This is a genomic window from Marinobacterium sp. xm-d-530 (assembly GCF_013283365.1).
Classification (GTDB): Bacteria; Pseudomonadota; Gammaproteobacteria; order Pseudomonadales; family Balneatricaceae; genus Marinobacterium_E.
This window is the reverse complement of sequence record NZ_WBYM01000004.1, coordinates 151,202-175,449: the sequence shown is the minus strand read 5'-3', so window position 1 is coordinate 175,449 and position 24,248 is coordinate 151,202. Positions and strand designations below refer to the sequence as shown.

The 24,248-nt window shown below is 50.1% G+C and carries 23 protein-coding genes; 11 read left to right on the top strand and 12 right to left on the bottom strand.

The window, feature by feature from the left end; translation table 11 throughout:
* Position 1: 1 nt before the first annotated feature.
* Positions 2–775 carry a sulfite exporter TauE/SafE family protein gene (locus XMD530_RS08125; protein WP_217362073.1) on the top strand — a complete coding sequence of 258 codons (774 nt, stop codon included), beginning with the start codon at positions 2–4 and terminating at the stop codon, positions 773–775.
* Here the strand turns inward: XMD530_RS08125 and XMD530_RS08120 are convergent.
* Genes XMD530_RS08120 through XMD530_RS08110 form a run of 3 tightly spaced genes read right to left on the bottom strand, consistent with a single transcriptional unit; the run spans position 772 to position 3,907 of the window.
* Positions 772–1,716, bottom strand: a complete 945-nt coding sequence (locus XMD530_RS08120) for a 2-hydroxyacid dehydrogenase (RefSeq protein WP_173507001.1) — start codon at positions 1,714–1,716, stop codon at positions 772–774. The genes XMD530_RS08125 and XMD530_RS08120 overlap by 4 nt on opposite strands.
* Positions 1,709–2,494 (bottom strand): 2-oxo-tetronate isomerase, encoded by a 786-nt coding sequence (gene otnI / locus XMD530_RS08115; protein ID WP_173498393.1) that lies wholly within the window; start codon positions 2,492–2,494, stop codon positions 1,709–1,711. Before otnI ends, XMD530_RS08120 begins: the two co-directional genes overlap by 8 nt.
* Positions 2,495–3,907: a phosphomannomutase gene (locus tag XMD530_RS08110; protein ID WP_173481327.1), complete on the bottom strand. Its 1,413-nt coding sequence runs from the start codon at positions 3,905–3,907 to the stop codon at positions 2,495–2,497.
* A gap of 136 nt (positions 3,908–4,043) precedes the next feature.
* On the opposite strand from XMD530_RS08110, the gene XMD530_RS08105 reads away from it, so the two are divergent.
* Together XMD530_RS08105 and XMD530_RS08100 are read left to right on the top strand one after the other, a co-directional pair.
* Positions 4,044–4,721 carry a trimeric intracellular cation channel family protein gene (locus XMD530_RS08105; RefSeq protein WP_254443791.1) on the top strand — a complete coding sequence of 226 codons (678 nt, stop codon included), beginning with the start codon at positions 4,044–4,046 and terminating at the stop codon, positions 4,719–4,721.
* Positions 4,718–5,947, top strand: coding sequence for an MFS transporter (locus tag XMD530_RS08100; protein WP_173483086.1), 1,230 nt, complete (start codon positions 4,718–4,720; stop codon positions 5,945–5,947). The genes XMD530_RS08105 and XMD530_RS08100 overlap by 4 nt, the downstream gene beginning before the upstream one ends.
* A 56-nt stretch (positions 5,948–6,003) precedes the next feature.
* On the opposite strand, the gene glcF is transcribed toward XMD530_RS08100, so the two are convergent.
* From glcF to XMD530_RS08080, 4 genes are read right to left on the bottom strand one after another with little or no spacing between them, the layout of a single operon-like run.
* Complete coding sequence (gene glcF, locus XMD530_RS08095) at positions 6,004–7,212, bottom strand: glycolate oxidase subunit GlcF (RefSeq protein WP_173484634.1); 1,209 nt, start codon at positions 7,210–7,212, stop codon at positions 6,004–6,006.
* 11 nt (positions 7,213–7,223) lie between these two features.
* Positions 7,224–8,288, bottom strand: a complete 1,065-nt coding sequence (gene glcE, locus XMD530_RS08090; protein WP_173481330.1) for a glycolate oxidase subunit GlcE — start codon at positions 8,286–8,288, stop codon at positions 7,224–7,226.
* On the bottom strand, positions 8,281–9,792 hold the full coding sequence (locus XMD530_RS08085; RefSeq protein ID WP_173481331.1) for an FAD-linked oxidase C-terminal domain-containing protein: 1,512 nt from the start codon (positions 9,790–9,792) through the stop codon (positions 8,281–8,283). Before XMD530_RS08085 ends, glcE begins: the two co-directional genes overlap by 8 nt.
* 30 nt (positions 9,793–9,822) lie before the next feature.
* On the bottom strand, positions 9,823–10,251 hold the full coding sequence (locus XMD530_RS08080) for a heme-binding protein (protein WP_173481332.1): 429 nt from the start codon (positions 10,249–10,251) through the stop codon (positions 9,823–9,825).
* A gap of 222 nt (positions 10,252–10,473) precedes the next feature.
* On the opposite strand from XMD530_RS08080, the gene XMD530_RS08075 reads away from it, so the two are divergent.
* Positions 10,474–11,217 (top strand): FCD domain-containing protein, encoded by a 744-nt coding sequence (locus XMD530_RS08075; protein WP_173507000.1) that lies wholly within the window; start codon positions 10,474–10,476, stop codon positions 11,215–11,217.
* 44 nt (positions 11,218–11,261) lie between these two features.
* On the top strand, positions 11,262–12,683 hold the full coding sequence (locus XMD530_RS08070; RefSeq protein ID WP_173506999.1) for an MFS transporter: 1,422 nt from the start codon (positions 11,262–11,264) through the stop codon (positions 12,681–12,683).
* Here the strand turns inward: XMD530_RS08070 and XMD530_RS08065 are convergent.
* Entirely contained in the window at positions 12,680–13,330 is a 651-nt protein-coding gene (locus XMD530_RS08065) for an HAD family phosphatase (protein WP_173506998.1), read from the bottom strand. The two genes, XMD530_RS08070 and XMD530_RS08065, sit on opposite strands and share 4 nt — an antisense overlap.
* Before the next feature lie 121 nt (positions 13,331–13,451).
* On the opposite strand from XMD530_RS08065, the gene XMD530_RS08060 reads away from it, so the two are divergent.
* The 5 genes from XMD530_RS08060 to XMD530_RS08040 all read left to right on the top strand — a co-directional run bounded on the left by XMD530_RS08060 (position 13,452) and on the right by XMD530_RS08040 (position 17,505).
* On the top strand, positions 13,452–14,633 hold the full coding sequence (locus XMD530_RS08060; protein WP_173481336.1) for an acetyl-CoA C-acyltransferase family protein: 1,182 nt from the start codon (positions 13,452–13,454) through the stop codon (positions 14,631–14,633).
* Between the two features lie 100 nt (positions 14,634–14,733).
* A complete protein-coding gene (locus XMD530_RS08055; protein ID WP_173481337.1) occupies positions 14,734–14,928 on the top strand; it encodes a YqaE/Pmp3 family membrane protein in 195 nt (64 codons plus the stop codon).
* Positions 14,929–15,002: 74 nt separating this feature from the next.
* On the top strand, positions 15,003–15,503 hold the full coding sequence (gene tpx / locus XMD530_RS08050; RefSeq protein WP_173481338.1) for a thiol peroxidase: 501 nt from the start codon (positions 15,003–15,005) through the stop codon (positions 15,501–15,503).
* A 140-nt stretch (positions 15,504–15,643) separates the two neighbouring features.
* Positions 15,644–16,630 carry an aldo/keto reductase gene (locus tag XMD530_RS08045; protein WP_173481339.1) on the top strand — a complete coding sequence of 329 codons (987 nt, stop codon included), beginning with the start codon at positions 15,644–15,646 and terminating at the stop codon, positions 16,628–16,630.
* Positions 16,631–16,632: 2 nt separating this feature from the next.
* On the top strand, positions 16,633–17,505 hold the full coding sequence (locus XMD530_RS08040) for an MBL fold metallo-hydrolase (RefSeq protein ID WP_173484629.1): 873 nt from the start codon (positions 16,633–16,635) through the stop codon (positions 17,503–17,505).
* Between the two features lie 8 nt (positions 17,506–17,513).
* Here XMD530_RS08040 and XMD530_RS08035 read toward each other — a convergent pair whose 3' ends face one another.
* Genes XMD530_RS08035 through XMD530_RS08020 form a run of 4 tightly spaced genes read right to left on the bottom strand, consistent with a single transcriptional unit; the run spans position 17,514 to position 21,964 of the window.
* Positions 17,514–19,685 carry an OsmC domain/YcaO domain-containing protein gene (locus XMD530_RS08035; protein ID WP_173484628.1) on the bottom strand — a complete coding sequence of 724 codons (2,172 nt, stop codon included), beginning with the start codon at positions 19,683–19,685 and terminating at the stop codon, positions 17,514–17,516.
* A gap of 39 nt (positions 19,686–19,724) precedes the next feature.
* Complete coding sequence (locus tag XMD530_RS08030; protein ID WP_173481342.1) at positions 19,725–20,135, bottom strand: PaaI family thioesterase; 411 nt, start codon at positions 20,133–20,135, stop codon at positions 19,725–19,727.
* A gap of 12 nt (positions 20,136–20,147) precedes the next feature.
* Positions 20,148–21,428, bottom strand: coding sequence for a M18 family aminopeptidase (locus tag XMD530_RS08025; protein ID WP_173484627.1), 1,281 nt, complete (start codon positions 21,426–21,428; stop codon positions 20,148–20,150).
* Entirely contained in the window at positions 21,428–21,964 is a 537-nt protein-coding gene (locus XMD530_RS08020; RefSeq protein ID WP_371731459.1) for an FKBP-type peptidyl-prolyl cis-trans isomerase, read from the bottom strand. Before XMD530_RS08020 ends, XMD530_RS08025 begins: the two co-directional genes overlap by 1 nt.
* A gap of 109 nt (positions 21,965–22,073) precedes the next feature.
* Here XMD530_RS08020 and XMD530_RS08015 point away from each other — a divergent pair, with 109 nt between their 5' ends.
* On the top strand, positions 22,074–24,125 hold the full coding sequence (locus XMD530_RS08015) for a carboxy terminal-processing peptidase (RefSeq protein ID WP_173494836.1): 2,052 nt from the start codon (positions 22,074–22,076) through the stop codon (positions 24,123–24,125).
* The last annotated feature ends 123 nt before the right edge of the window (positions 24,126–24,248 follow it).

The following is a 24,248-nucleotide window of genomic DNA, read 5'->3' as shown; positions in this document are numbered from 1 at the left end:
TTTGGAAGAGATTCTATTTCTTGCCGCTGCAGGTATTTTAGGTGGCATCGTAAACTCTCTTGCTGGCGGTGGAAGTTTTATCACATTCCCCGCTCTGATTGCTGTTGGGGTTCCCCCTGTCATCGCCAATGCCAGCAACACCTTTGCTGCAACAGCTGGCTATCTTTCGGGCACCTATGCGCTTCGACAAGAGATAAAAGATTCACCTAAAAAACTTCTGATCTTCTCTTTTATCTCTGCGATCGGCGGAATAATAGGTGCCTACCTGTTAACACAAACCTCTAACAGCGAATTTGAAAAAGCCGTGCCTTGGCTACTACTCTTCGCGACTCTGCTGTTTATTTTTGGCGGACAGTTTAATAAGACATTACAAAAGTGGAGCCAAAAACATCGCCATATCGATAAAGCACAAAACGGGTTATTTACCCTGCTTTTTATTGGCGTATCAATCTACGGTGGATTCTTTAATGCAGGACTGGGGATATTACTGCTGAGTTACTGCAGCTTAGCAGGCTATCGCTCTGTTAATGAGATGAATGCACTTAAACTGCTCTACTCATCGACCATTTCAGGTTGTGCCATTGTGCTGTTCTTAATCAATGATCTGATTAGCTGGAACGAAACATTGATACTGCTGGTTGGCACACTGATTGGGGGCTATGCAGCAGGCATCATCTCCAAGAGGATTCCAAACAGCTGGGTTAGACTGGCCATCATTTTTGCCAGCACAGCCATCACCCTCTGGTTCTTTACCAGCATTTACCTACTGGACTAATTGACGGGAGTAACCAGGCTTCCTGATTCGATATAGGCTTTTACATTATCGACAACCAACTGGGCCATTGCCGTTCGGGTTTCAAACGTGGCACTACCAACGTGTGGCAATAGCAACACATTAGGCAGATCCATTAGCGCCTCTGGCACCTCTGGCTCTCTCTCAAAGACATCCAACGCCGCACCACCCAACTCACCGGACAGCAGAAGATCAACCAGTGCCTTTTGATCCACCACCGCACCGCGGGCGATATTGATCAGCGAACTTTGTGGTCCCAAGGCCTGTAACACCTCTCGATCGATCATCTGATAGGTCTCTGGCGTACTTGGACAGAGCAGAAGCAAGTAGTCGGACCATTTTGCCAGCTCAACAATCGACGCTTCATAAGCGTAGTCGACATCCTCCCGTGGATGACGATTGTGATAGCGAATCTGCATTGAAAACGCCTCGGCTCTCTTAGCAGTCTCCAATCCAATGCGTCCTAATCCGACAATACCCAGGCGCTTACCGCTGACTTTTTGCCCCATCGGTGGTGTTGGGTTGCTAAGCCATTCACCGCGACGAACAAATCGTTCAGCCTCACCCATACAGCGCGCTTGTGAGATCAGCATTCCAATCGCCATATCCGCCACACACTCGTTAAGCACGTCGGGTGTGTTGGTCACTTGAACGCTTCGCGAAGTCGCAAACTCGACATCCACTTGGTCGTAGCCAACGCCCCAGTTAAAGATCACTTTAAGATTGGGCAGCTGCTCCATCAATGCGTTTGCACAGCCTTTGCCGGCACTGGTGACCACCAATTCAAAATCGGCACCCTGATCCGCTAAAAACTGATTCGCATCACCCTGCTTATTTAGCGGAACCAGTTCAACCACCTCCGCCAACATACCTTTTAGCTCAGCACTAATGCCGGCAACAAGAAGCGCCTTGGGTTTATCCATTAGATGACCTTTTGTAGTCAGACAACCAACCCAAACCCTCTAAAGTCGTTGTTTTAGGTCGATATTCGCAACCAATGAATCCTTGATACCCTTTTTGATCGAGCCAGTTAAAGAGGTAGGAGTAGTTGATTTCGCCGCTGGATGGTTCATTGCGATCGGGCACAGATGCGATCTGCATATGATCAATCAGAGGCCAGTATCGCTCTAAACGGGTAATAAGATCCCCGCACATAATCTGAGCATGGTAGAGGTCAAACTGCATTTTTAAATTTGTGCGATTGGCCAACTCAATAACCTCTGCTGCTTGCTCAGGTGTCGTTAAAAAGTAGCCTGGCATATCACGACTGTTAATCGGCTCAATTAACACATTGATACCTGATAAGTTCAGTTGATCGGCCGCCCAGGTTAAATTATTCAGATAGGTTTCAAATGCCTTTGGATCGGAAAAATCGGCTAGCCCGGACATGATGTGCAGACGTCGATTGTCCAACACCTCGGCATAAGAGGCCGCCTGTTCAATCGAGGCTTTAAACTCAGATTCGCGACCGACCAGCGCCGCTAGCCCACGTTCACCCGCACCCCAATCACCGGCAGAGGCATTGAACAGCGCTTGCTCCAAACCAGACTCATTTAAAAGGTCTTTAATCTGTTCCGCAGGATAGTCGTACGGGAAAAGATACTCGACCGAATCAAAACCGGCTTTTTTTGCCGCAACGAAACGCTCTAAAAAGGGAAGGTCTGAAAATAGAAACGATAGGTTAGCAGCAAAATTTAACATCTATACTTCACTCTTAAACAGTTGCTCGACCTTGTTAAGTACCCGACGACAGAGTTCTGTCGCATCCTGTTCACTGTTCATCTCGACATAACAGCGCAGCTCTGGAGCATTACCAGAGGGACGAAGATGGACAATCGTATCAGTATCAAAGTCGACACGATAACCATCGGTCTGATCGACTGATCGAATACCACCCAAAGACCAAGGCATTAGCGATTCAAACTGCAGCTGTCCCTCATTCAGACGCTGTAACATCGATTGGCTCCACTCGGTCGCTATCCCTGGAATGCGATCCGATGCGGTGTATCGCTCTGGCAGCTCGGCCGACAGTTGACTGGCCTTAAGCTGATTCTGTTTGGCGAGGTAGATGACCGCCAGCATTGGCAGAACAGCATCACGCGTCGCCAACGTTGAAAGCGTTGACCCATTCAGTCCAACATCGCTACCTAACAAAAATCCACCGTTCGCTTCAAAACCGGCAACAACACCCTCTGCAACCGACTCCATTCCTGCAATCACATAGGGTGAGCCTATTCGTGTACGCAGCGTTTGATCAAACCAACCGCTTAATTCCAGTGCCGTATTACTGCTGACGGGAGTCACAACCGCTTCTGCACCGACCGCCTTTGCTGTGAGGACACCCAGAATATCACCGCGGAAAAAGGTCCCTGTCTCATCGGCGATGAGAGGACGGTCCGCATCACCATCGGTAGAGACCAAAAGATCAAATCCAACCTCAGACGCCCAACGCTTAGCCTGTTCAATATCCTCTGTACGCACCGCTTCAGTATCGATAGGCACAAACTGTTCTGTCCTGCCAAGGGCAATCACCTCTGCCCCCATCGCCTCGAACAGTTCACTTAACAGATCACGAGCAACACTTGAGTGCTGATAGATAGCGACCTTCAAGCCAGAACAAAGATCTTGACCGAAACAGTCAACATAGCGTGATAGGTAAGCCGACTTAGCACCAGCATCAATCGCAGGCAGTTCTGGACACTCAATAATTTGAGGCAGCACTACCTCGGCCGATGAGATCGACTCTTCATGTGCCTTATTGATCTCACCCTCGACGCTGTAAAACTTGATTCCGTTCCGATCGAACGGGATATGGCTGCCAGTCACCACAATCGCAGGCGCATGCATCTTAGACGCGTAGTAGGCGACGGCTGGTGTTGCCAATGCACCGACATAAATCACCTCGACACCTAAGTCTCTCATGGCCGCCATGCAGGCTCGGGTAATTTGCGGGCTGGAGGGTCGTAAGTCATGACCTATAACAACACGGGTCCCTTGACCTGCCGCTTGCCAAAACGCAGCAGCAAAGGCGTACGCGACCTCATTGGTTAGCTCACTGACCAAGCCTCGAACGCCACTGGTACCAAACTTAACGCCCGCTTCAGAAATTTTCATAATCAAATAGATCCTTTACTCATGGATGATTTGAGTGAAAGAATGCACAATTCATACCAACACTGACCCATATAAATATGAGTCCGATTGTCGCACAGATAAGCTTGCATCCATAGAGAGCAAAGGGAGGCTTTTGTTGTTTAGTCAGCCACTACTCGCTGCCGAGTTTCTAGGGACGGTTGTATTTGCTATCACCGGTGCCTTAGCCGCCACCGGTAAGCGCATCGACATCTTTGGCGTAATGGTATTAGCCGTCGTCACTGCGGTAGGTGGAGGGACTATTCGTGACCTAACCATCAACAACGGCCCCATCTTTTGGCTTGAAGAGACCTGGTATATATCAACGGCACTGATTGCGGGTCTCGTGACCTTTATCTTAGCGCGTTATCTTCGCTACCCGCGCCGACTGTTGCTGATATTCGATGCCGCCGGTATCTCACTTTTTGCAATCATCGGTGCGCAAAAGGCCCAGATGGCTGATCTATCGCCCCTACTGGTCGTCATGATGGCCTGTATCACAGCCGTTGCAGGCGGCCTTATCCGTGATGTGCTAACCAATGAAGACCCGATGATTCTTGGCGGTGGCGACGGCGAACTCTATGCCACCTGCACCATACTCGGTGCGATGGTATTTGTATTAGGTGAGGGTTACATCGATCCGATACTCCTCTCCTACTTGGCAATGTTAGTCATTTTTCTAACCCGACTGGCCGCCATATTTGGCAATTTGCGTCTGCCAAAATTTATTGATGCAGGCCATAGATTAGAGAGTCATGAAGAGGCCAGAAACCCCTCTAAGGATTCAGACCAGTGAGTGACACCCGGCTATTAAAACAGGGATTATTTGTTCGGTTCCTCACCAGCCAACTCACCTCCGGCATGGCGATTCAGATGATGCTGATCGGCTTGGGCTGGCAGGTCTACCTGATGACCGAAAGCGCTATGGCGCTTGGCTGGGTTGGTCTGGCGCGTTATGTACCTCAGATTCTGTTTACGCTGCACGCAGGCGACATGGCCGATCGATACGATCGTCATAAGGTGATGATTTGGAGTCGGGTGCTGCTGTTAATCACCATTGGTGCGCTCTCCTTAACCAGTTTCACTGAGACCATTACAGAAGGGATCATCTACATAGCCTGTTTCATGCTGGGCGTCTCTAGAACCTTCAGCATGCCTGCGGGGCAAGCGATGGTGCCGAATCTGGTGCCGCGCCAGCTTCTGACCCAAGCGATGACACTGACCGCTTCAGCTCGTGAGACCATTACAATTATTGGTCCGGCTTTAGGTGGCGTCATCTATATTTTTGGAGCCGGCACACTCTATGCCACTAGCATGCTGTTCGTCTTAATATCGATTGTGACGCTGTTTGGCATGAAAGATACAGCCATCAAACGGGACCGAAGCGAGCAGCGTCGCAAAGAGTTGTTTGAGGGCTTTGTCCACGTCTGGCGCAACAAACCGGTATGGGGATCGTTAATGCTCGATACGCTGGCGGTTCTAATCGGCAGCGTTACTGCTCTTCTACCGATGATTGCGCACGATATATTACAGACCGATTCAGTCGGTTTAGGCCTGTTAAGAAGCGCACCAGCGGCGGGGGCCGTTGCGATGTCGTTCTTGCTTGCAAAATACCCGATTCAACGACACTCCGGGCGTTGGCTCTATGCGGCCGTCTGGGTCTTTGGCTTGGGCACTCTGGTCTTCGGTTTCTCTGAAGTGATGTGGGTATCGCTGACCGCTCTGTTTGTTCTTGGCGCCGCCGATATGATCAGTGTTGTGATTCGCTCAACACTGGTTCAGGTTGAAACACCCGATGAGATGCGCGGACGGGTCAGCGCGGTTAACTCACTCTTTATTGCAACCTCCAATCAACTGGGTGAATTTGAATCAGGTGCACTTGCCGCCTGGATTGGTGCGGTCCCCTCCATTCTATTTGGTGGCTTTGGCACCCTCGCCCTGGTAGCACTTTGGATTCCGCTCTACCCCACTCTTTGGAACCGAGATCATCTCGTCACACCCGAATCCGAAACTGAAAAATAGAAGCAGTGACAAATAAATAGGGGCCTAACAAGGCCCCTTTAATAGTGACTGCGATCTTATCGATCCAACAGTTCAATCCAGTGATTAACCGGTACCGGCGAAGCTGTCTCAATGTGTAACTGACACCCAATGTTCGCGGTAGCGATCTGTGTCGGTTTATCCCCTGTCAGTGCCTCAACCTTATTGGCTAGCAGCTTTTGACTGATCTTCGGCTGAAGAATCGAGTAGGTGCCCGCGGAACCACAACAGAGATGCTTATCCTTGGTCTTGGCCAGATCAAAGCCCACTTTCTCGAGTACTTTTTCTACGGAGCCGCTCTGTTTCATAGCGTGCTGCAAGGTACAAGGACAGTGGAACGCGATCTTTTCACCATCAGTATTGGGAGCAAGTGGTGACAGATCTTCAGCCAGCAGCACCTCACTGATATCTTTTGTCAGCTCACTCACACGCTTGGCCTTCTCCGCGTAGTCTGGGTCATCTCTTAATAGATGCCCGTACTCCTGAACCATGGCACCGCAACCAGACGCGGTCATCACAATGGCTTCACAACCCCCTTCAATCGCTGGCCACCAGGCGTCAATGTTCTTGCGCATCTCATTAAGACCCGCTTCGTGTGCCGACAGGTGGTAATTCACCGCTCCACAGCATCCAGCTTGTGGTGCTTCAACCAGAGTGATTCCTAGCTTATCCAGTACCCGAGCCGTTGCCGCATTGGTATTGGGTGCAGCACTGGGTTGAGCACAACCGGCAAGAGCCATCATAACTCGAGCATGACGTTTGGCTGGCCAAGGAGAGGCTTTACGTTTAGGCGGGACCTTCTTACCCAGAGCGCCAGGTAGAATCGGTTTAAACACCTGACCTACTTTTAGTAGCGGACCAAAGCGGTTAGCGTGAGGCAGAACCTGTTTCAATCCCCAGCGAACCACTTTTTCCGTAACAGGGCGATCCAATTTCTTCTCAACAATGCCACGACCTATATCAACTAGACGTCCATATTGAACGCCCGATGGACAGGTCGTCTCACATGAACGACAGGTCAGACAGCGATCTAGGTGTGTCCGAGTTTTTTCGGTCACCTCATCGGTCTCCAACAGCTGTTTGATCAGATAGATTCGACCACGCGGGCCGTCTCGTTCATCATTCAACTCTTGGTAGGTTGGGCACGTTGCTGTACAGAAACCACAGTGAACGCAGCTACGCAGAATCTCTTCCGCCTCTTGTCCTTCGGGCGTCGCTAGGAAGGTTTGAACTATATTCGTTTTCATTGCACTGACTCCTACAACCAACCAAACGCACGGCCGGGATTGAATACCCCCTGCGGATCGACAGACGCTTTAATGCGTTGTTGCAGAGCCTGAATTGATGGATTAACCGGATGAAGTACCTCGTCAGTACGATCACCTCCGCGGTAGAGTGAAACCTGTCCACCAGCACTCTCTGCTAGCTCCACCATACGATCGAAACTGTGATCACCGGCATACCAGCGCTCAGCGCCACCCCAGTTGATTAATGAATCCCCTTCGATGGGTAGGACATCCGCACTGCCCTTAACGGAGAAGCGCCAGACTTTTTCCGCATTGAATAGGGCTGGTTTCTGATCTTGCAGATCCGCCCAAAGAGCCAAGGCAACCTCTGGAGCCAGTTCATCACCACCCCAAATTTTTGCAGTCGCATCAACTGCTGAGGCTGCACCTGCCAGACGAACAAACAATTCTCCGTTGTGCCAATAAGCCGCTGTAATCGGCTTTGGCTGACCTGACATGGAGTTCATGCGCTGTATCGCTTCGGCTTGATCCATTGCGAACTTCAAAGTGCGGGTAGTCGCTGGTTTAGGCAGTACTTTTAGAGAGATCTCGGTCATTAGGCCTAATCCACCCATCGCACCCGCTTGCAGACGCGAAAGATCGTAACCGGCGACATTCTTCATCACCTGACCACCAAACCGCAGCTGTTCCGCTTCGCCATTGATCAACCTGACGCCTAATACATGATCACGAATGGATCCGTACCAAGGGCGCCCCGGACCTGAGACGTTAGCGGCCAATGTACCACCTAAGGTTGCTTTGCCACCGAAACGTGGCGGCTCACAGGCCAGCATCTGATTGTGTTCAGATAGTGCAGACTCAATCTCTGCAAGTCTGGTACCGGCACGTGCGGTCATAACGAGCTCAACCGGTTGGTAGCTAACAATGCCTGTGTGACCACTGACATCGATGGTACGATCCGTCTCGATCTGACGTCCCATAAAGGCTTTACTGCCACCCGCTGAAATAGCCAGCGTCTCTTTAGCCTCAACCGCATCACGGACTTGGCTAATCAATTCATTGGTTAAATCAGACACGGAACTCTCCTGCATCAGTATTGCTATTGGCGCTAACCTGAGCATTGGGCGTTAGATCAAGATCCAACGAACGGTACTCCTGACAACTTCTCAAGGTCGGTATACCTTTACCGGGATTAAGAAGCTCTTTGGCATCAAAGGCACGCTTCACTTTGTGGAACTGCTCGATCTCTGAATCACTGAACTGAGCCGGCATTTGACGGAGTTTTTCATAGCCTACGCCGTGCTCGCCCGTGATACAGCCGCCCACCTCAACACAGAGTTCAAGAATTTTGCCACCGAACTCTTCGGTGCGCTCCAGCTCACCCGGTACGTTCGCATCAAAGAGAATCAGTGGGTGCAAGTTGCCATCGCCGGCATGGAAAACGTTGGCCACACGCAGACCGTAGTGCTCTGACATTTTCTGCATCTCGAGCAGCACATGCGTTAGCTGACCACGCGGAATCGTCCCGTCCATGCAGTAGTAGTCTGGTGAAATACGTCCAACGGCTGGGAAGGCTGATTTACGCCCAGCCCATAGACGTGCACGCTCCTCTTCACTTTGAGATGTGCGAACCGAGGTGGCTCCCAGTTCACGAAACAGCGTTTCAACCGCTTCAATATGCTCCGCCACCTCTTCATCGGTGCCATCGACCTCACATAGCAATAGAGCCTGAGCATCGACGGGGTAGCCCGCTTTGGCAAAATCTTCAGCCGCTTTAATGGCAAAGCCATCCATCATCTCAAGACCGCCAGGAATGATACCCTTAGCAATGATCTCACCGACGGCATCACCCGCTTTGGGTACCGAGTCGAATCCTGCAACCACTACCTGAGCACGCTCAGGTTTTGGCAGCAGCTTCACTCGCACTTCGGTGACCACACCCAATAGCCCTTCGGATCCTGTGAACAGCGCCATCAGATCCATACCACAGCTATCAAGACCTTCTGAGCCGATGGTTAGCAGCTCACCTTCCATCGTCAGGAACTGAACACTTAACAGGTTATGCACGGTCAAACCGTATTTAAGGCAGTGGACACCCCCTGAGTTTTCAGCCACGTTACCGCCAATGGTGCAGGCTATTTGCGACGAAGGGTCTGGACCGTAATAGAGATTGTAATCACCTGCCGCTTCACTAATCGCTAGGTTGCGAACACCCGGTTGAACGCGAGCCGCTCTAGCGTCAGTATCGATCTCGAGGATCTTATTGAACTTCGCCATCGATAAGACCACGCCATCACCATGAGGCATAGCACCGGCACACAAACCGGTACCTGCACCACGAGCTACCACAGGGATGTTCTCTTCGTGACAAATTTTAAGAACCTTCTGTGCCTGCTCTACCGTTGATGGCAAAACAACGATCAACGCCTCTTCGCAATAGGCTGAAAGGCCGTCACACTCATAAGGCTTTAACGTTTCGCTGTCACTGATGACGTAGTGCGAATCAATGAACTCATTAAATCGCTGAGCAATGCGTTGACGCTTAGCAACACGATCCGGGCTAGCCACTGCACTCTGCATACTGATCTCCGACCCCACTCTGGGTACTTTTTATTGTTGAGTCTGCTGTTGCCAGTACTCTATACCAGCTTGAGCACACTCCATATCCTGCATTGGTGTACCAGAACTCAATCCGATGCCACCAACTACTTGTCCATTTGACTCCACGGGATAACCGCCGCCCACAACACACAGACGTCCACCCATCGAGGTGTGAATACCAAACACCAACGAGCCGGGTGTACATGCAGCGTTGTACTCGTGCGTCGCTTTGCGAGCAGCCGCTGCGGTGTAGGCTTTGTCTTGAGCGATGGTTACACTGGTGGTTTTACCGCCATCCATACGTTCAAAAGCGATCAAATTCCCTGACTCATCTGTTATCGCGATACACATAGGTACACCAATCTCATTAGCTCGGTTTCGAGCCCCTTCGATTAACAGACGAGCATCTTCAATATCTAAGCGTTTCAGTTCGAGCATAAGTTCAACCTCTTAAATTGGAGTAGTAGACAGACCAATAGAGCGATGCTGTCACAAAAACTTACGCAGCTGTCTACTGGTATGACCACTTGAAATCAAACCACTGATTTGATGGTCACTCACTCGATGAAACGTTTATGCATTCAAACCCAGATGGGGCTTGCGTTTCAATTGATGGCGTGGAAAACTGGTCTGACCAATCCATACCGAGATGCGAAATAGATGAGCCAATCTGCAAGCAGCGCTGTTAATGAAGTCACTCAATATCTGCAAAGATTGATTGCTGATGGTGAGTTAGGACCGGAGAGCAAGATCCCGTCTGAACGATCCCTCTCTGCACGTCTAGGTGTGTCGCGTACCATTGTTCGAGAGGCACTGCATATACTCTCGGGTAAAGGGATCATTGAAACGCACCACGGTAGAGGATCATTTGTCTCCTGCGCGGTCACCAGTTCAGAAAACAAGTCCGCTCTGATCAATCTGTTTGGTCAGGATCCCAAGGCTGTACTGGAAATTCTTGAGGTCCGTGAACAGCTGGAGGGGCAAGCTTGCTTTCTAGCCGCACAACGAGCGACCGCTCGCGATCAGTATCGCATTCGTGAGGCGTTCAAGAAGATGGAGTCGGTAGCCCCCGATTGGGATGCCAACTTGGACCATGAGTTTCATAGACGCGTGATCGAGGCATCCCACAACTCGGTATTGATACACACCTTGTCAAGTTTGAAGGATCTGACGCTGATTAGCATTCAAGAGGCTGTTAGAAACTTCAACCAGAAAGGGGGCTTTAAGCAGGTGGTCGATAAACACCACAGCGAAATCTACCAGGCAGTGACCACAGGACAATCGGCCTGGGCTCGATCGGCTGCGATGGACCACGTTCGACATGTGCGAGAGGCCTTAAAAGTGCTGTTTGATGTCGAAATGAAGCGGCTAAACGATTTTCAAAACTCCACCTCTGGCAAGTAACGCCCAATATGCGCCTAATATTTATCTCTCTTCTGGCTCTATTCATGAGCCTGATGCTTGTAGCGTCTGGCAATGCCTATTTGATGTCGCTGATTGGCGTTCGTTTGGGTATGGCGAATACACCGCCAACCGAGATTGGTTGGATCATGACCTTCTACTCTATCGGGTTTGTGATTGGTTCAATCTTTGCTCAACGGCTGCTGATCAGAGTGGGACACATTCGGGCATTCTCGACACTGGCCAGTCTTGCCGCGATGGCCGCTCTGCTCTACCCCTTCGCTGAGGATTTTTGGGTTTGGAGTCTACTCAGGATTATCGGCGGGTTCAGCGTTGCTGGTCTATTCATTGCGATAGAGAGTTGGTTTAGCGCCGTGGCTAGCGACAACAACCGCGCTACCCTATTCTCTCTGTACACCATTGCAGCCTATTCAGCGGCAGCATCAGGGCAGGTCATTCTTGGCCACTCCTCTGGCCTGCAAATATCCACAGCCTTTATCATTGCGGGACTTCTGCTAATCGCAGCCGTCATTCCTCTTTCTGCTTCTCGCCTCCAATCGCCGCCCTTAGAGACTGCAGAGTTCATGTCACTGCAGCGACTCTGGCGCAAATCGGCGCTGGGGCTTTTTTCAGCATTTTGTGGCGGGCTGTTGATCGGTTCGTTCTATGCACTGGTTCCGCTCTATGCCACATTGAGCGACATTGCAACGGATCAAATTGCCACCTTGATGTCGATATCCGTTATGAGCGCGATGCTGTTCGCTTGGCCCATCGGTTGGCTGTGTGACCGAATCACACGAAGCAAGGTGTTAACAGTAACCGTCCTCGTCGCCGCTCTAGCAGCCCTGGGAGCATCACTGTTTGGTTCTGATCAGTTTGTGCTGCTGATTGTTTCGACCTCACTGTTCATGGCGATGATTGCGGCGATCTACTCAATAGCGGTAGCGATTACCAACGACTTGATTCGCAGTGAGGAGCGTGTTGCCGCCTCATCGACACTGATGCTGAGCTATGGACTTGGCAGTATTGCAGGGCCACTGTTAGGCTCAATGCTACTGGGCTCTTTTGCACCCGGTTCGTTGTTCCTGGGATTTGTGGTGATTCTGCTGATTCTTGTGGTATTTACTCTATTCAGACAGGTACAAAAACCACCCGTACCGATCGAAGAGCAGGAGCAGTTTATCCCTGCGATGCCAGAAACACAGGTCATTGCAGAGTTTGACCCTCGTACCGAGGATCTACCCGATACTGCGATCGAAGAGCTGTTCCCGGAGGAAGTGGTTGAGGCGGTACTAGGGGTTAATGAAACCGATCAACCCCTTACCTCTATTGTTGAGAGTGAGTCGCTGACCGAGGAAACTCTAGAGCCTTTAAAGGGCTTGGTGGAACAAAAATCTGAGCACAGTTTCGATATCCATGAAGAGGCTATTCAAGCACAGGCAGAGGAAGCCTCTTCACAGAAACGCTAGCGTAGGTAGCTAAATCCACCTTGACGATAATAATCATGCAGATCGGTCATCGATTCAAAGGCATGATTCGCAATCGACAATTCAGATCTTGGTGGGAAACTCTCCGGCACAACAGCCACCGACATCGAAGCTGCTTTACCGGCAATCGTTCCATTGACAGAGTCTTCGATGATGAGCACTTGCCAAGGATCAGCACCGATCCGTTTCGCGGCTTGTAGGAACACCTCGGGGTGAGGTTTAGATAGTCCAATCTCTGAGCCTGAGGCATAGACAGTGATCGGTAAGTTATGAGTCTTAATCACCGCTTCAATCAATCTAATCGCCGAACTGGAGGCAATCGCCATTGGAACGGCATCGGCTTGAAGCTGGTCGATGAATGCCATTACCCCTTTCATCAACGGCAGTGTCACCAACCGTTTTTCCATCTCCGAAATGACTTGGTCAACCATCTCTTCAACCACTAGGCCTTTCTCTGGGTAGAGACGGTTCATCTTGGTCATGAAATCAAAGGTCGTTGCGCCGGCGTGTTTTTTGAGCTCTTCGATCTCCATATGGATACCAAACTTAGCCAACACCTCCTGTTCCACAAGCTTCCACTGCGGTTCGGAATCGACCAACACGCCATCCATATCGAAAAGAACAAACATAAACACCTCAAATTTTTTCTTGATTATAACTATCAATTAGTCGACTTGGTCATGTATTTGTAGCGATAACCCTATATATTGTCGGAATACCAAAATTAATTGTGCATAAGGAGATATGCAGATGACACGTGAAGTAGTTGTTCTAAGCGCAATGCGTTCACCAATCGGTGCTTTTGGTGGCAGCCTAAGTTCTATGGAGCCAGCAGAGCTAGCGGGCACTGTTATGAAAGAGGCGGTTGCACGTTCTAAAGCGGATCCCGAGAAGATCCACTACGTGACGGTTGGTAACTGTATTCCAACAGAATCACGCTACCCCTACGTTGCACGTGTTGCCTCTATCCAGGCAGGTCTACCTATGAACTCAGTTGCGATGGCTGTTAACCGCCTATGTGCTTCAGGCCTTCAAGCGGTGGTATCCAGTGCTCAACAGATCGAGCTAGGTCAATGCGACTATGCTGTTGGCGGTGGTGTCGAGGTGATGTCACGCGGTACTTACATGGCACCTGCTATGCGTACCGGTGCTCGCATGGGTGATACTGGCATGATTGACGCGATGGTGTCCGTTCTGACCGATCCATTTGGCGCTGGTCACATGGGGATCACGGCTGAAAACTTGGCGGAAAAATGGAACATCTCTCGTGAAGAGCAAGATGCGTTCGCGGCAGAGTCACAACGTCGTGCTGAAGTAGCGATTAATGAAGGTCGATTCAAAGATCAGATCGTTCCAATCACACTGAAGTCTCGCAAAGGCGAAACTGTGTTTGATACGGACGAACACCCTAAACCAGGTACGACCGCAGAAAAACTGAGCGGCATGCGTCCTGCATTTAAGAAAGACGGTACTGTTACAGCAGGTAATGCTTCAGGCATCAATGACGGTGCAGCTTTCCTTGTGCTTGCAGATGCTGAAACCGCTAAAGCAAACGGTGAGACACCTATCGCTAAGATCGTCTCTTACGCGGTTGCCGGTGTACCTAACCACATCATGGGTGAAGGCCCTATCCCATCATCAAAAGCCGCACTAGAGAGTGCCGGCCTAACCATTGATGATATGGATGTGATCGAATCTAACGAAGCCTTTGCCGCTCAAGCGATTGCAGTCTCTAAAGGTCTAGGTCTTCCTGCAGACAAAACCAATCCGAACGGTGGCGCTATTGCATTAGGCCACCCTGTTGGCTGTTCCGGTGCTTTCATCGCGACTAAGGCGATTCACGAGCTGCAACGTACTGGTGGCAAATACGCGCTAGTAACCATGTGTATCGGTGGTGGTCAGGGTATCGCTGTCATCTTCGAACGAATCTAATCGTTGGAACATTAAAAAAAACCGGCAGTAGCCGGTTTTTTTTGGGGCAATTTTTAAACTTTGTACTACTGTTAAGATATCTAAACCAAAAGGAAATCTTATGAGACTGTTACTTGCCCTGCTTCTACCTTGGCTGCAATTTTTTACCATCGGTCGCCCTATAGCGGGAATCTTCTGTTTAATACTTCAGCTTACATTGATTGGCTGGATCCCAGCTGCCATCTGGTCAGTCTACGCACTTAGCCAATATAAGACTGACAAAAAAATCAAACAGGCAATCACTGCCTCTGAGTAATTAAATCCAAGTGTCTGCCGCTAGCGTAATGAGTATACCTATAACTAAATCACTCTATATAATGAGGTAATAACATGGTTCAAATTACGCGACGCGGAGATATTTTACATACCTATGGAGATGTTCCTGCTGCTGGGAGCGACTGTCCAGACTTTACACTCACAGCTGCCGACCTGTCTGAGTTCTCTCTGTCTGACCTCGCAGGCAAAACGGTTGTTTTGAACATCTTTCCGAGTATCGATACTCCAACCTGTGCCACCTCAGTCCGCACGTTCAATGAGCAGTTGGCGAGTCATGATGGCGTTGAGGTGATTAATGTCTCAGCAGACCTACCGTTTGCACAAGCACGTTTCTGTGGTGCCGAAGGTCTAGAGAGGGTCAGTAATGCATCCACCTTCCGTAACCCAGAGTTTGGTAAAAGCTTTGGCGTCGAAATCATCGATTCAGGTATGCGTGGGCTTCTGGCTAGAGCCATTGTGGTGATTCGTGATGGCAAAGTACTGCATTCAGAACTGGTTCCAGAGATTGCGCAACAGCCTAACTACGATGCCGCTCTAAACGCTGCAACAGCCTAACCTCAATAACGGTGCCAGAGTCCATTCTGGCACCGAATCGTTTTTCTTTTTTCGAATACCTAATTCCCCTTTTCGAGTTCACTCGTCCGCACTAACTTGTTAATCTTCTGTACAAATTGACTCATTTTTAAGGATTTTTCATGAGCAAACTTGAGATGCTACGCAATAACCCAATCGGTTTGGGTTGTATGAACATGTCACACGCCTACAACACCCCGGTATCAGATGACGAGGCGATCAAAGGGTTTCGTGAAGCCTTTGAGATGGGCTACCGCCATTTTGATACGGCGACCTTATACGGTGGCGGCAAAAATGAGAAAGTTGTTGGCGAAGCGCTCAAGTCGGTCCGCGATGAGATCTTTTTGGCATCAAAATGTGTTCTCTACATCGACCCTGAAAAAGGTAAAGCACTAGACGGCCGCCCTGAAACCATCAAAGCACAGTGTGAAGCCAGCTTAAAACGCCTTCAAACAGATCAAATCGACCTCTACTACCTGCACCGTCGTGACTTTGACGTTCCAATTGAAGAGAGTGCAGGCGCCATGGCTGACCTTATCAAAGAGGGTAAAATTGCGAGCTACGGTCTTTCAGAAATGTCAGCTGACACCTTGCGAGCCGCCCATAAAGAGTGCCCCGTTGCCGCTATCCAAACTGAGTATTCACTTTGGACTCGCAACCCAGAGATCGCGGTTCTCGACGCCTGCCGTGAACTAGACGTTACCTTCGTCGCCTTCAGCCCACTGGCACGTGGCTTTTTAAGTCTCACAATCGACAACTTGGACGAACTGGCTGAAAAAGACATTCGCCGTGCCATGCCACGCTTCTACCCAGAGAACTTTGAACAGAACAGAGCGCTACTGAGTGACTATGTTGCCATTGCTGAGCGTGCTGGCTGTACCCCAGCGCAATTAGCGCTGGCCTGGATCCGTGCAAAGGATCCCTCGATTGTTTCGATTCCAGGCACTCGCTTTGTCGAGCACATGCGTGACAACCTAGGCGCAGCCGATGTCACACTGAGTAGCGACATTGTTAATGAGTTAGAACAACTCATTAACCGCGATACCGTGGCCGGTGAGCGCTATAGTGCCGGTCAACAAACTGAGATCGACACCGAAGAGTTTGCTTAATCATGCGTAGCATTACCTCGATAGAGGGGAATACACAGAAGCTGGATGGCGGTTCAATGTTTGGTAATGCGCCTCGCGCGTTATGGCAACGCTGGATAGAGCCTGATGAGCTTAACCGTATTCCCTTAGCCTGCCGCGCCATGCTGGTTCAGGAGAGCAGCCCAAAACGTAACATCTTGGTTGAGACTGGCGTTGGCGCATTCTTCAGCCCCGAGATGAAAGATCGCTATGGTATTCAAGAGCAAGAGCACTGCCTGATCAAAAATCTTCAGGCTGCAGGTGTCTCCCACGAAGAGATCGACATTGTTCTATTGACCCACCTCCATTTTGACCACGCAGGCGGGCTACTGTCTGAGTGGCAAGAGGGTGAGGATCCTTACCTGCTCTTCCCAAATGCGAAATACTTAGTCGGTGAAGTCCAATGGCAGCGCGCAAACGACCCTCATGCTCGTGATCGCGCCTCTTACATACCTATGTTGATCAAACTGCTGGAGGAGTCAGGTCGATTAGAGATCATTCCTGAGGGCCAACAGTCAGCAACACTGGGAGATGGCTGGACACTGCATGAGAGCTCAGGGCATACACCCGGCCAAATACTGCCAGAAGTCGAGATGCCAGAGGGACCGGTCGTTTACCCTGGGGATCTTATTCCCGGCAGCGCCTGGGTTCATCTCCCCATCACCATGGGCTATGACCGTTTTCCAGAGCAGTTGATTGATGAAAAACGACAACTGCTTGAAGGGCTTGAAAGTCGGGGTGGACGTTTACTCTTTGTACACGACCCGTTTGTAGCGATAGGCCGTGTGACCAAGGATGCTAAAGGCAAGTACTCGGTTGAACAGGCCAGTAAACAGGTTAGCGCTCTCAGTAACTGAGGGCCTAACTATTTAGAAGCTCGCCATTGATGCAGTTTCTGATAGCTCTGTATCAGTCGTTGATGGCGCTCTAATCCGGTCAATTCCATACCGACTGGCTCGAGACCATAGAAACGAATCGTTCCGTTCACCGAGCCAACCACAGCCTCAATCCGCTCTTTACCAAACAAGCGGGTAAAGTTGTTGAGATAGTGCTCAAGGGCCATATCTGAATCTAACTCCACCTCAATGACAGCATCCATTGCACGATAGAACAGCGCGCGATCTAGGGTGTTATCGTTGTACTGCAAGAAGGCCTCAACCAACTCTTTAGCCTGAGGTAACTGACCCAGTGCTAGGTGTATCAGCAGTTTTAGCTCAAGAATGGTGAGCTGTCCCCAGACGCTGTTCTCATCAAACTCAATGCCGATCAACGTGCGGATATCAGTGTAGTTATCCAGCTCGCTCTCTTCTAGACGAACCAGCAACTCCTCTAGGTCTTCATCACACAACTCGTGCAGACAGAGAATCGCCTCGCGAAACTCCAGTGATTTATTGGTGTTATCCCAAATCAGATCTTCAACGGGATAGACCTCAGAGTAATCTGGGACCAGAATTCGAACCGCCGGTACACCCAGGTCATCATAGTTCGCTTGATAGGACTCTTTACCCATCGACTCCAGAATACCAAACAGCCTGTCAGCCTCCTCTCTGTTGGTACCTGAGAAATCCCAATCCACAAATTCGTAATCAAAGGCGTCACTGAAGAAGCGCCAGCTCACAACACCACTGGAGTCGATGAAGTGCTCAACAAAGTTATTCGGTTCAGTCAGCTCATGTGAGTTAAAGGTCGGTGGTGGCAGGTCGTTTAACCCTTCAAAGCTGCGGCCCTGCAGCAATTCAGTCAGGCTTCTTTCAATAGCGACATGCAGACTGGGGTGGGCACCGAACGAGGCAAACACACCGCCCGTTTTAGGGTTCATTAGCGTGACACAGGCGACTGGGAACTGGCCGCCCAACGAGGCATCCTTAACCAAAACAGGAAAGCCCTGCTCTTCTAGCGCCTTGATGCCCTCCACAATACCCGGCCAGCGTTCAAGCACCTGCGAGGGCACATCGGGAAGCGCAATCTCCTGCTCAAGAATCTGACGTTTAACCGCACGTTCAAAGATCTCAGAAAGACACTGAACCTGAGCCTCTTCAAGGGTATTGCCGGCACTCATACCGTTACTCAAAAAGAGGTTTTCAATCAGGTTCGATGGGAAGTAGATCGTTTCACCATCCGATCGACGCTGGAATGGTAGAGCGCAGATCCCCCTATCCTCATTACCAGAGTTGGTATCGATTAAGTTAGAGCCACTTAAATCCTGATCAGGGTCGTAGATCTCAAGAGTGTACTCATCCAATAACCCCTCTGGGATATCATCCTCTTCTGTCAGTTCAAACCAGCATTCATCTGGGCGGTGGACAAACTCTGATTCAGCCAACTCTTGGCCAAAATACTGATCGTTGTAGAAAAAGTTACAGGAGAGACGCTCTAAAAACTCACCCAATGCAGAGGCCAGTGCTGCCTCTTTTGTGGCCCCTTTACCGTTGGTAAAACACATGGGAGAGGCCGCATCACGAATGTGCAGTGACCAGACATTGGGGACAATGTTGCGCCAGGAGGCTACCTCTATTTTCATCCCCAGATCAGCAAGAATCTGTGTCATCTTTGCGATGGTCTGTTCAAGTGGCGCGTCTTTACCTTCAATGAAGGTTTCACTGTCGGTAGCAACCGCTAGTAGAGCTTGGGCATCCTCATCAAGACTGTCGACGACCTCTATCTGAAACTCAGGACCCTCTTGCACGACTTTTTTCACGGTACAACGCTCAATGGAGCGAAGGATACCGGTGCGATCTTTATCACTGAGATCTTCTGGCAGCTCAACACTGATTTTGAAGATCTGTTTGTAGCGGTTCTCAGGATCGACAATGTTGTTCTGAGCAAGACGGATATTATCGGTAGAGATGCCTCGCGCTTCGCAGTAGACCTTTACGAAATAGGCGGCACACAGCGCTGATGAAGCCAAAAAGTAGTCAAATGGACCGGGGGCTGAGCCATCGCCTTTGTAGCGAACCGGCTGATCGGCGATCACGGTGAAGTCGTCAAACTTCGCCTCTAGGCGTAAGTTATCGAGGTAGTTAACTTTAATTTCCATGATCGACCAATCCTTGTCGTTGAGTCTGTTTTAGAGGCCTTACTTTGCCGGTATCGAATAGGTTGCTGTAACGTGCGCCACCATCGAATCTTCATCACCCGAGTAGATGTAACACTCACCAACCCCGTTTCTTCGACCGACGCGAAGCACACGTGCACGTGCCAACATATCAACAGGCTTGGGCTTACTTAAGAAGTTGATGTTTAGGTTACCGGTCACCGTCATCGGCGAGGGGCCAATCTTAGTTTGCAACGCGGACCAGATGGCCACATCCGCCATCCCCATCATGGTTGGACCCGAGACCGTACCACCTGGACGCAAATGACTGTCTTCAACCGTTAATCGCATCAAAACCCAGCCATCTCCCGCCTCTTCAACGGCACCAAAGCCTTCACCTTGCGGAAAGTGGTTTGTTAAAAAATCATTCAGCTCTTGAACCGTTTGTAACACGTCTAAACCCTCTTACACTCTGGCTTTATCGTAGTAGTTTTGCAGAATCAGATAGAGTGAGTGTGCATCCTGACTGCCGCATAACTCACGAATTGAGTGCATACCAAATTGCGGGCAGCCGATATCCACAGTACGAATACCGACTTCCGATGCGGTAATCGGACCAATCGTGCTGCCACACCCCATATCAGATCGAACCACAAAGCTCTGTACTGGCACGTTTACATCCTGCGCAATGGCGCGGAAGGTTGCACTGGTTTCACTGTTGGTGGCGTAGCGCTGATTAGAGTTAATTTTGATGACCGGTCCTGCATTAATCAGCGGACCATGATTCTCGTCATGTTTATCGGCATAGTTAGGGTGCACAGCGTGGGCATTATCGGCGGAGATCATCATGGAGTGGCTAATCACACGGTTACGCTCTTCGTTGTTCGGTAAGAGTCGCTCTAGCCACTGGGCCAACATTGGGCCTTGAGCACCGCAGGCACTCGCACTGCCTACCTCTTCGTGGTCGGTACAGACCAAAACAGCGGCCTGCTGACCATCACTGTCGAGTAGAGACTGCAAACCGATGAAACAGCTCAACAGATTATCCAAGCGAGCCGAGGCGATAAACTCTCTGTTCAATCCCACCATTGCAGGCGTTTGAACATCGTAGAAAGAGAGTTCGTAATCTAGAACCTCCTGGACCTCTGTCACCCCCTGTTCAAGCAATTTAGATTTCAACAAGGCTCTGAAATCTTGCTTCTGTTCCGCCTGACCTAGCAGCACAGGGAGGTGAAGTTGTGGGTTAACCGTTCGATCTTTATTGGCCTCACGGTCTAGGTGAATCGCAAGGCTTGGAATCGTCGCGATCGCCTCTTTGAAATCGATTAGCGAGCTGTCTAAAGAGCCATCGGTTTGGCGGTAGGTCACCCGGCCAGCTAACGACAAGTCGCGATCAAACCAGGGGTTCAACAGCGCACCACCATAGACTTCAACGCCAAGCTGCAGATAATTTTGTCGGTATAGCTCTGGCGTTGGCTTGACGCGAAGACAGGGTGAGTCGGTATGAGCGCCCACCATTCTAAAGCCTGAATCAAAGTTGCCAGTATGACGCCAAGCGATGATCGATGAACCGTTACGACGAATAAAGTAACTCTCGCCAGCGACAGGATTCCAGGCTTCGTGTTCCAACAGCTCTTTGAAGCCAGCATGACTTAAGCGATCTGCCATCTGCTGCGTGGCATGAAAAGGGGTTGGACTATCTGCTAAAAAGGTCAGTAGATCTTGGTTAAAACGCTCTTGTTCCATTACTGTTTCTCCGCACCCTTCTCGAGTACTTCTATTAACCTAACATCAAATATCAAAGCTGAATTGGGTGGAATTTCACGACTGGGACTGCGCGCGCCGTAGGCCAAGTCAGCAGGAATGTAGAGCTCATACTGAGCCCCCTCTTTCATTAACCCCAAGCCTTCTCGCCAACCTTTAATCACCTGATTGAGCGGGAATTTGATCGGCTTTCCGGCTTCGGTCTTATCGAAGACACCGCCATCGACACGGCGACCTTCATATTCAACCAGTACAACACTGTCGTACTCTGGCTGCTTGCCCTGTCCTTCGGAAATGACACGGTACTGCAGTCCCGACTTACGAACAATCACACCCGGCTTTTGACGATTTTCAGCTAGGAAAGCCTCCCCTGCTTTGCGAGTATCGTCATTCAGTGCCTTCTCTATTAGCTCTTTTCGAAACGCCTCTTTATCTTCGATCTCGTCACGGTCAGAGGCGCTATCACAACCGGCCAACATCAAAGAAAAAATCGCTAAACCCGCAATTCGCAAAACCACCGCAACCACTCCCGCGTAGTAAAAGAAAGTTATTTTACATCATGAGGAGAGCTGGCCTAAACTGCTCTCTATTAGATTTTTACTTTTATTGCGATTTTGGAGTGTTGGGATGCGAGCGTTACAGCTCTTTTTGGTTTTATCATTATCGATAGCGACAGGAGCACAGGCCTCTCTTAAGCCTGAAGCCGTCCACTCGAATGCCATTCAGTCGCTGGTCGCGGGATTGGAATCTCACCACTACCGTGAACAGGCCGTCGACGATGAACTCTCTGAGAAGCTCTTCAACAACTTCTTTGAAACTATCGACCCAACAAGAAGCTACCTACTGCAGAGCGATATCGACTCTTTAGCTCACTTCAAGCGCACTCTGGACGACGACATGCGCTCCGGCAATCTAACCTTTGCATTTGCCGCCTACGAACGCTTTTTGACCCGTTTTCAGGAGCGCACAGAGCAGATGATCGACGCTCTAAAATCGGACCAAACATTTGATTTCACTCTAGACGACAGACTTCCGATCAGTCGTGAAGAGAAACCTTGGTTTCAATCGAAAGGCGAACAGGATCAATACTGGTCACTGCGTCTTAAAAGCGCCGTGTTAAATCTAAAACTTTCTGACAAGAGTGTTTCTGAAGCTAAAGAGACACTGATCAAACGTTACGAATCGCAACTTAATCGTGCACTGCAGACCAATAGCGAAGATATTTTTCAATCATATGCTAATGCCTTGGCACGTCTTTACGACCCGCATACCGCCTATTTTTCACCCGCGACCTCAGAGAACTTTGAGATCAACATGAGTCTATCACTTGAAGGGATCGGCGCTGTCCTGCAGAGCGAAGATGAGTTCACCAAGATCGTTAGTCTTGTACCGGCGGGCCCGGCCGATAAGAGCGGCCAGCTGAAACCTGCCGACCTGATCGTGGGTGTCGGACAAGACATGGATGGTGAGATCGAAGATGTGGTGGGTATGCGCTTGGATGATGTCGTTGACAGGATCCGTGGACCTAAAGGATCCATCGTACGCTTAGAGATCATCCCATCCACTTCGGCTGACAAGAGCACACGCAAGATCGTCAAATTAGAGCGACAGCGTGTAAAGCTTGAAGAGCAAGCGGCCAAGTCTCGGATCATGGAGGTTGAGCGTGACGGCAACATCTATAAAGTTGGCATCATCGACATCCCAACCTTCTACATCGATTTTGCTGCCCTTAGAAAAGGGGACAAGGATTACCGCAGCACGACTCGTGATGTAGCGGTACTGATTGAAGACCTCAAGCAACAGGGCGTTGATGCTCTGGTTGTTGATCTACGCGAAAACGGAGGTGGCTCACTGCGAGAGGCCAATGAACTGGTGGGTCTATTTATTAGCCGTGGTCCAACCGTGCAGATTCGTGATCTTGAAGGTCGGGTCGATGTGCTGGGCGACTACAACCCAGAGACCACTTGGACTGGACCCTTGACCGTTGTGATTGATCGACTCAGTGCATCGGCTTCGGAGATCTTCGCCGGTGCCATACAAGATTACCGCCGAGGGCTGGTCGTTGGCAGTCGCACATTCGGTAAAGGGACTGTGCAGACTCTTCAACCACTGCGTCATGGGCAGCTAAAATTCACAACCGCGAAGTTCTATCGTATCTCTGGTGAGAGTACTCAGCACCAAGGGGTAGCTCCGGATATCGAGTTTCCATCGATGTTTGATCAGAGCGAAATCGGTGAAAGCGCTCTCGACTTTGCCCTACCTTGGGACAAAGTAAGGCCTGTTCGTTACGGCAGCTACTCATCACTCGATCGTTGGGTTCCTGAGCTGCAAAACCGCCATACTCAAAGAACGCAAACTGATCCTGATTTTCAGCACATGCGTGACACCATCGCCTTGATCAATGAGCAGAAATCGATGCAGTGGCTGCCGCTCAATGAAGAGCAGTTAAAAGCCCAACGCGATCAGATGGAGCAGGCTCAAATCGATCTAGAGAATCAGCGTCGCATGGCAAAGGGTGAACAACCTATTAAGACGCTTGATGAGCTACTGACAGAGACAGCACCCGGTGAAGAGATCACTGATCCCGACAGTGAAGCCGTGCTTCGCGAAGCCAGTGAGCTGAGCATCGATATGATCGAGATGTTCTTTCAAGAGGATCAGTCTCGTTTGGCGGGTTGATAGCGGAATGTGAGATACGATTCGCTAAGCGAATCTTTCGCGGCTTGTCCTTCGGGCAATTCGCTCCTACAGTAGGACTTCGGAAAAAATTATCTACGTAGCTCGACTGTAGGAGCGAATTGG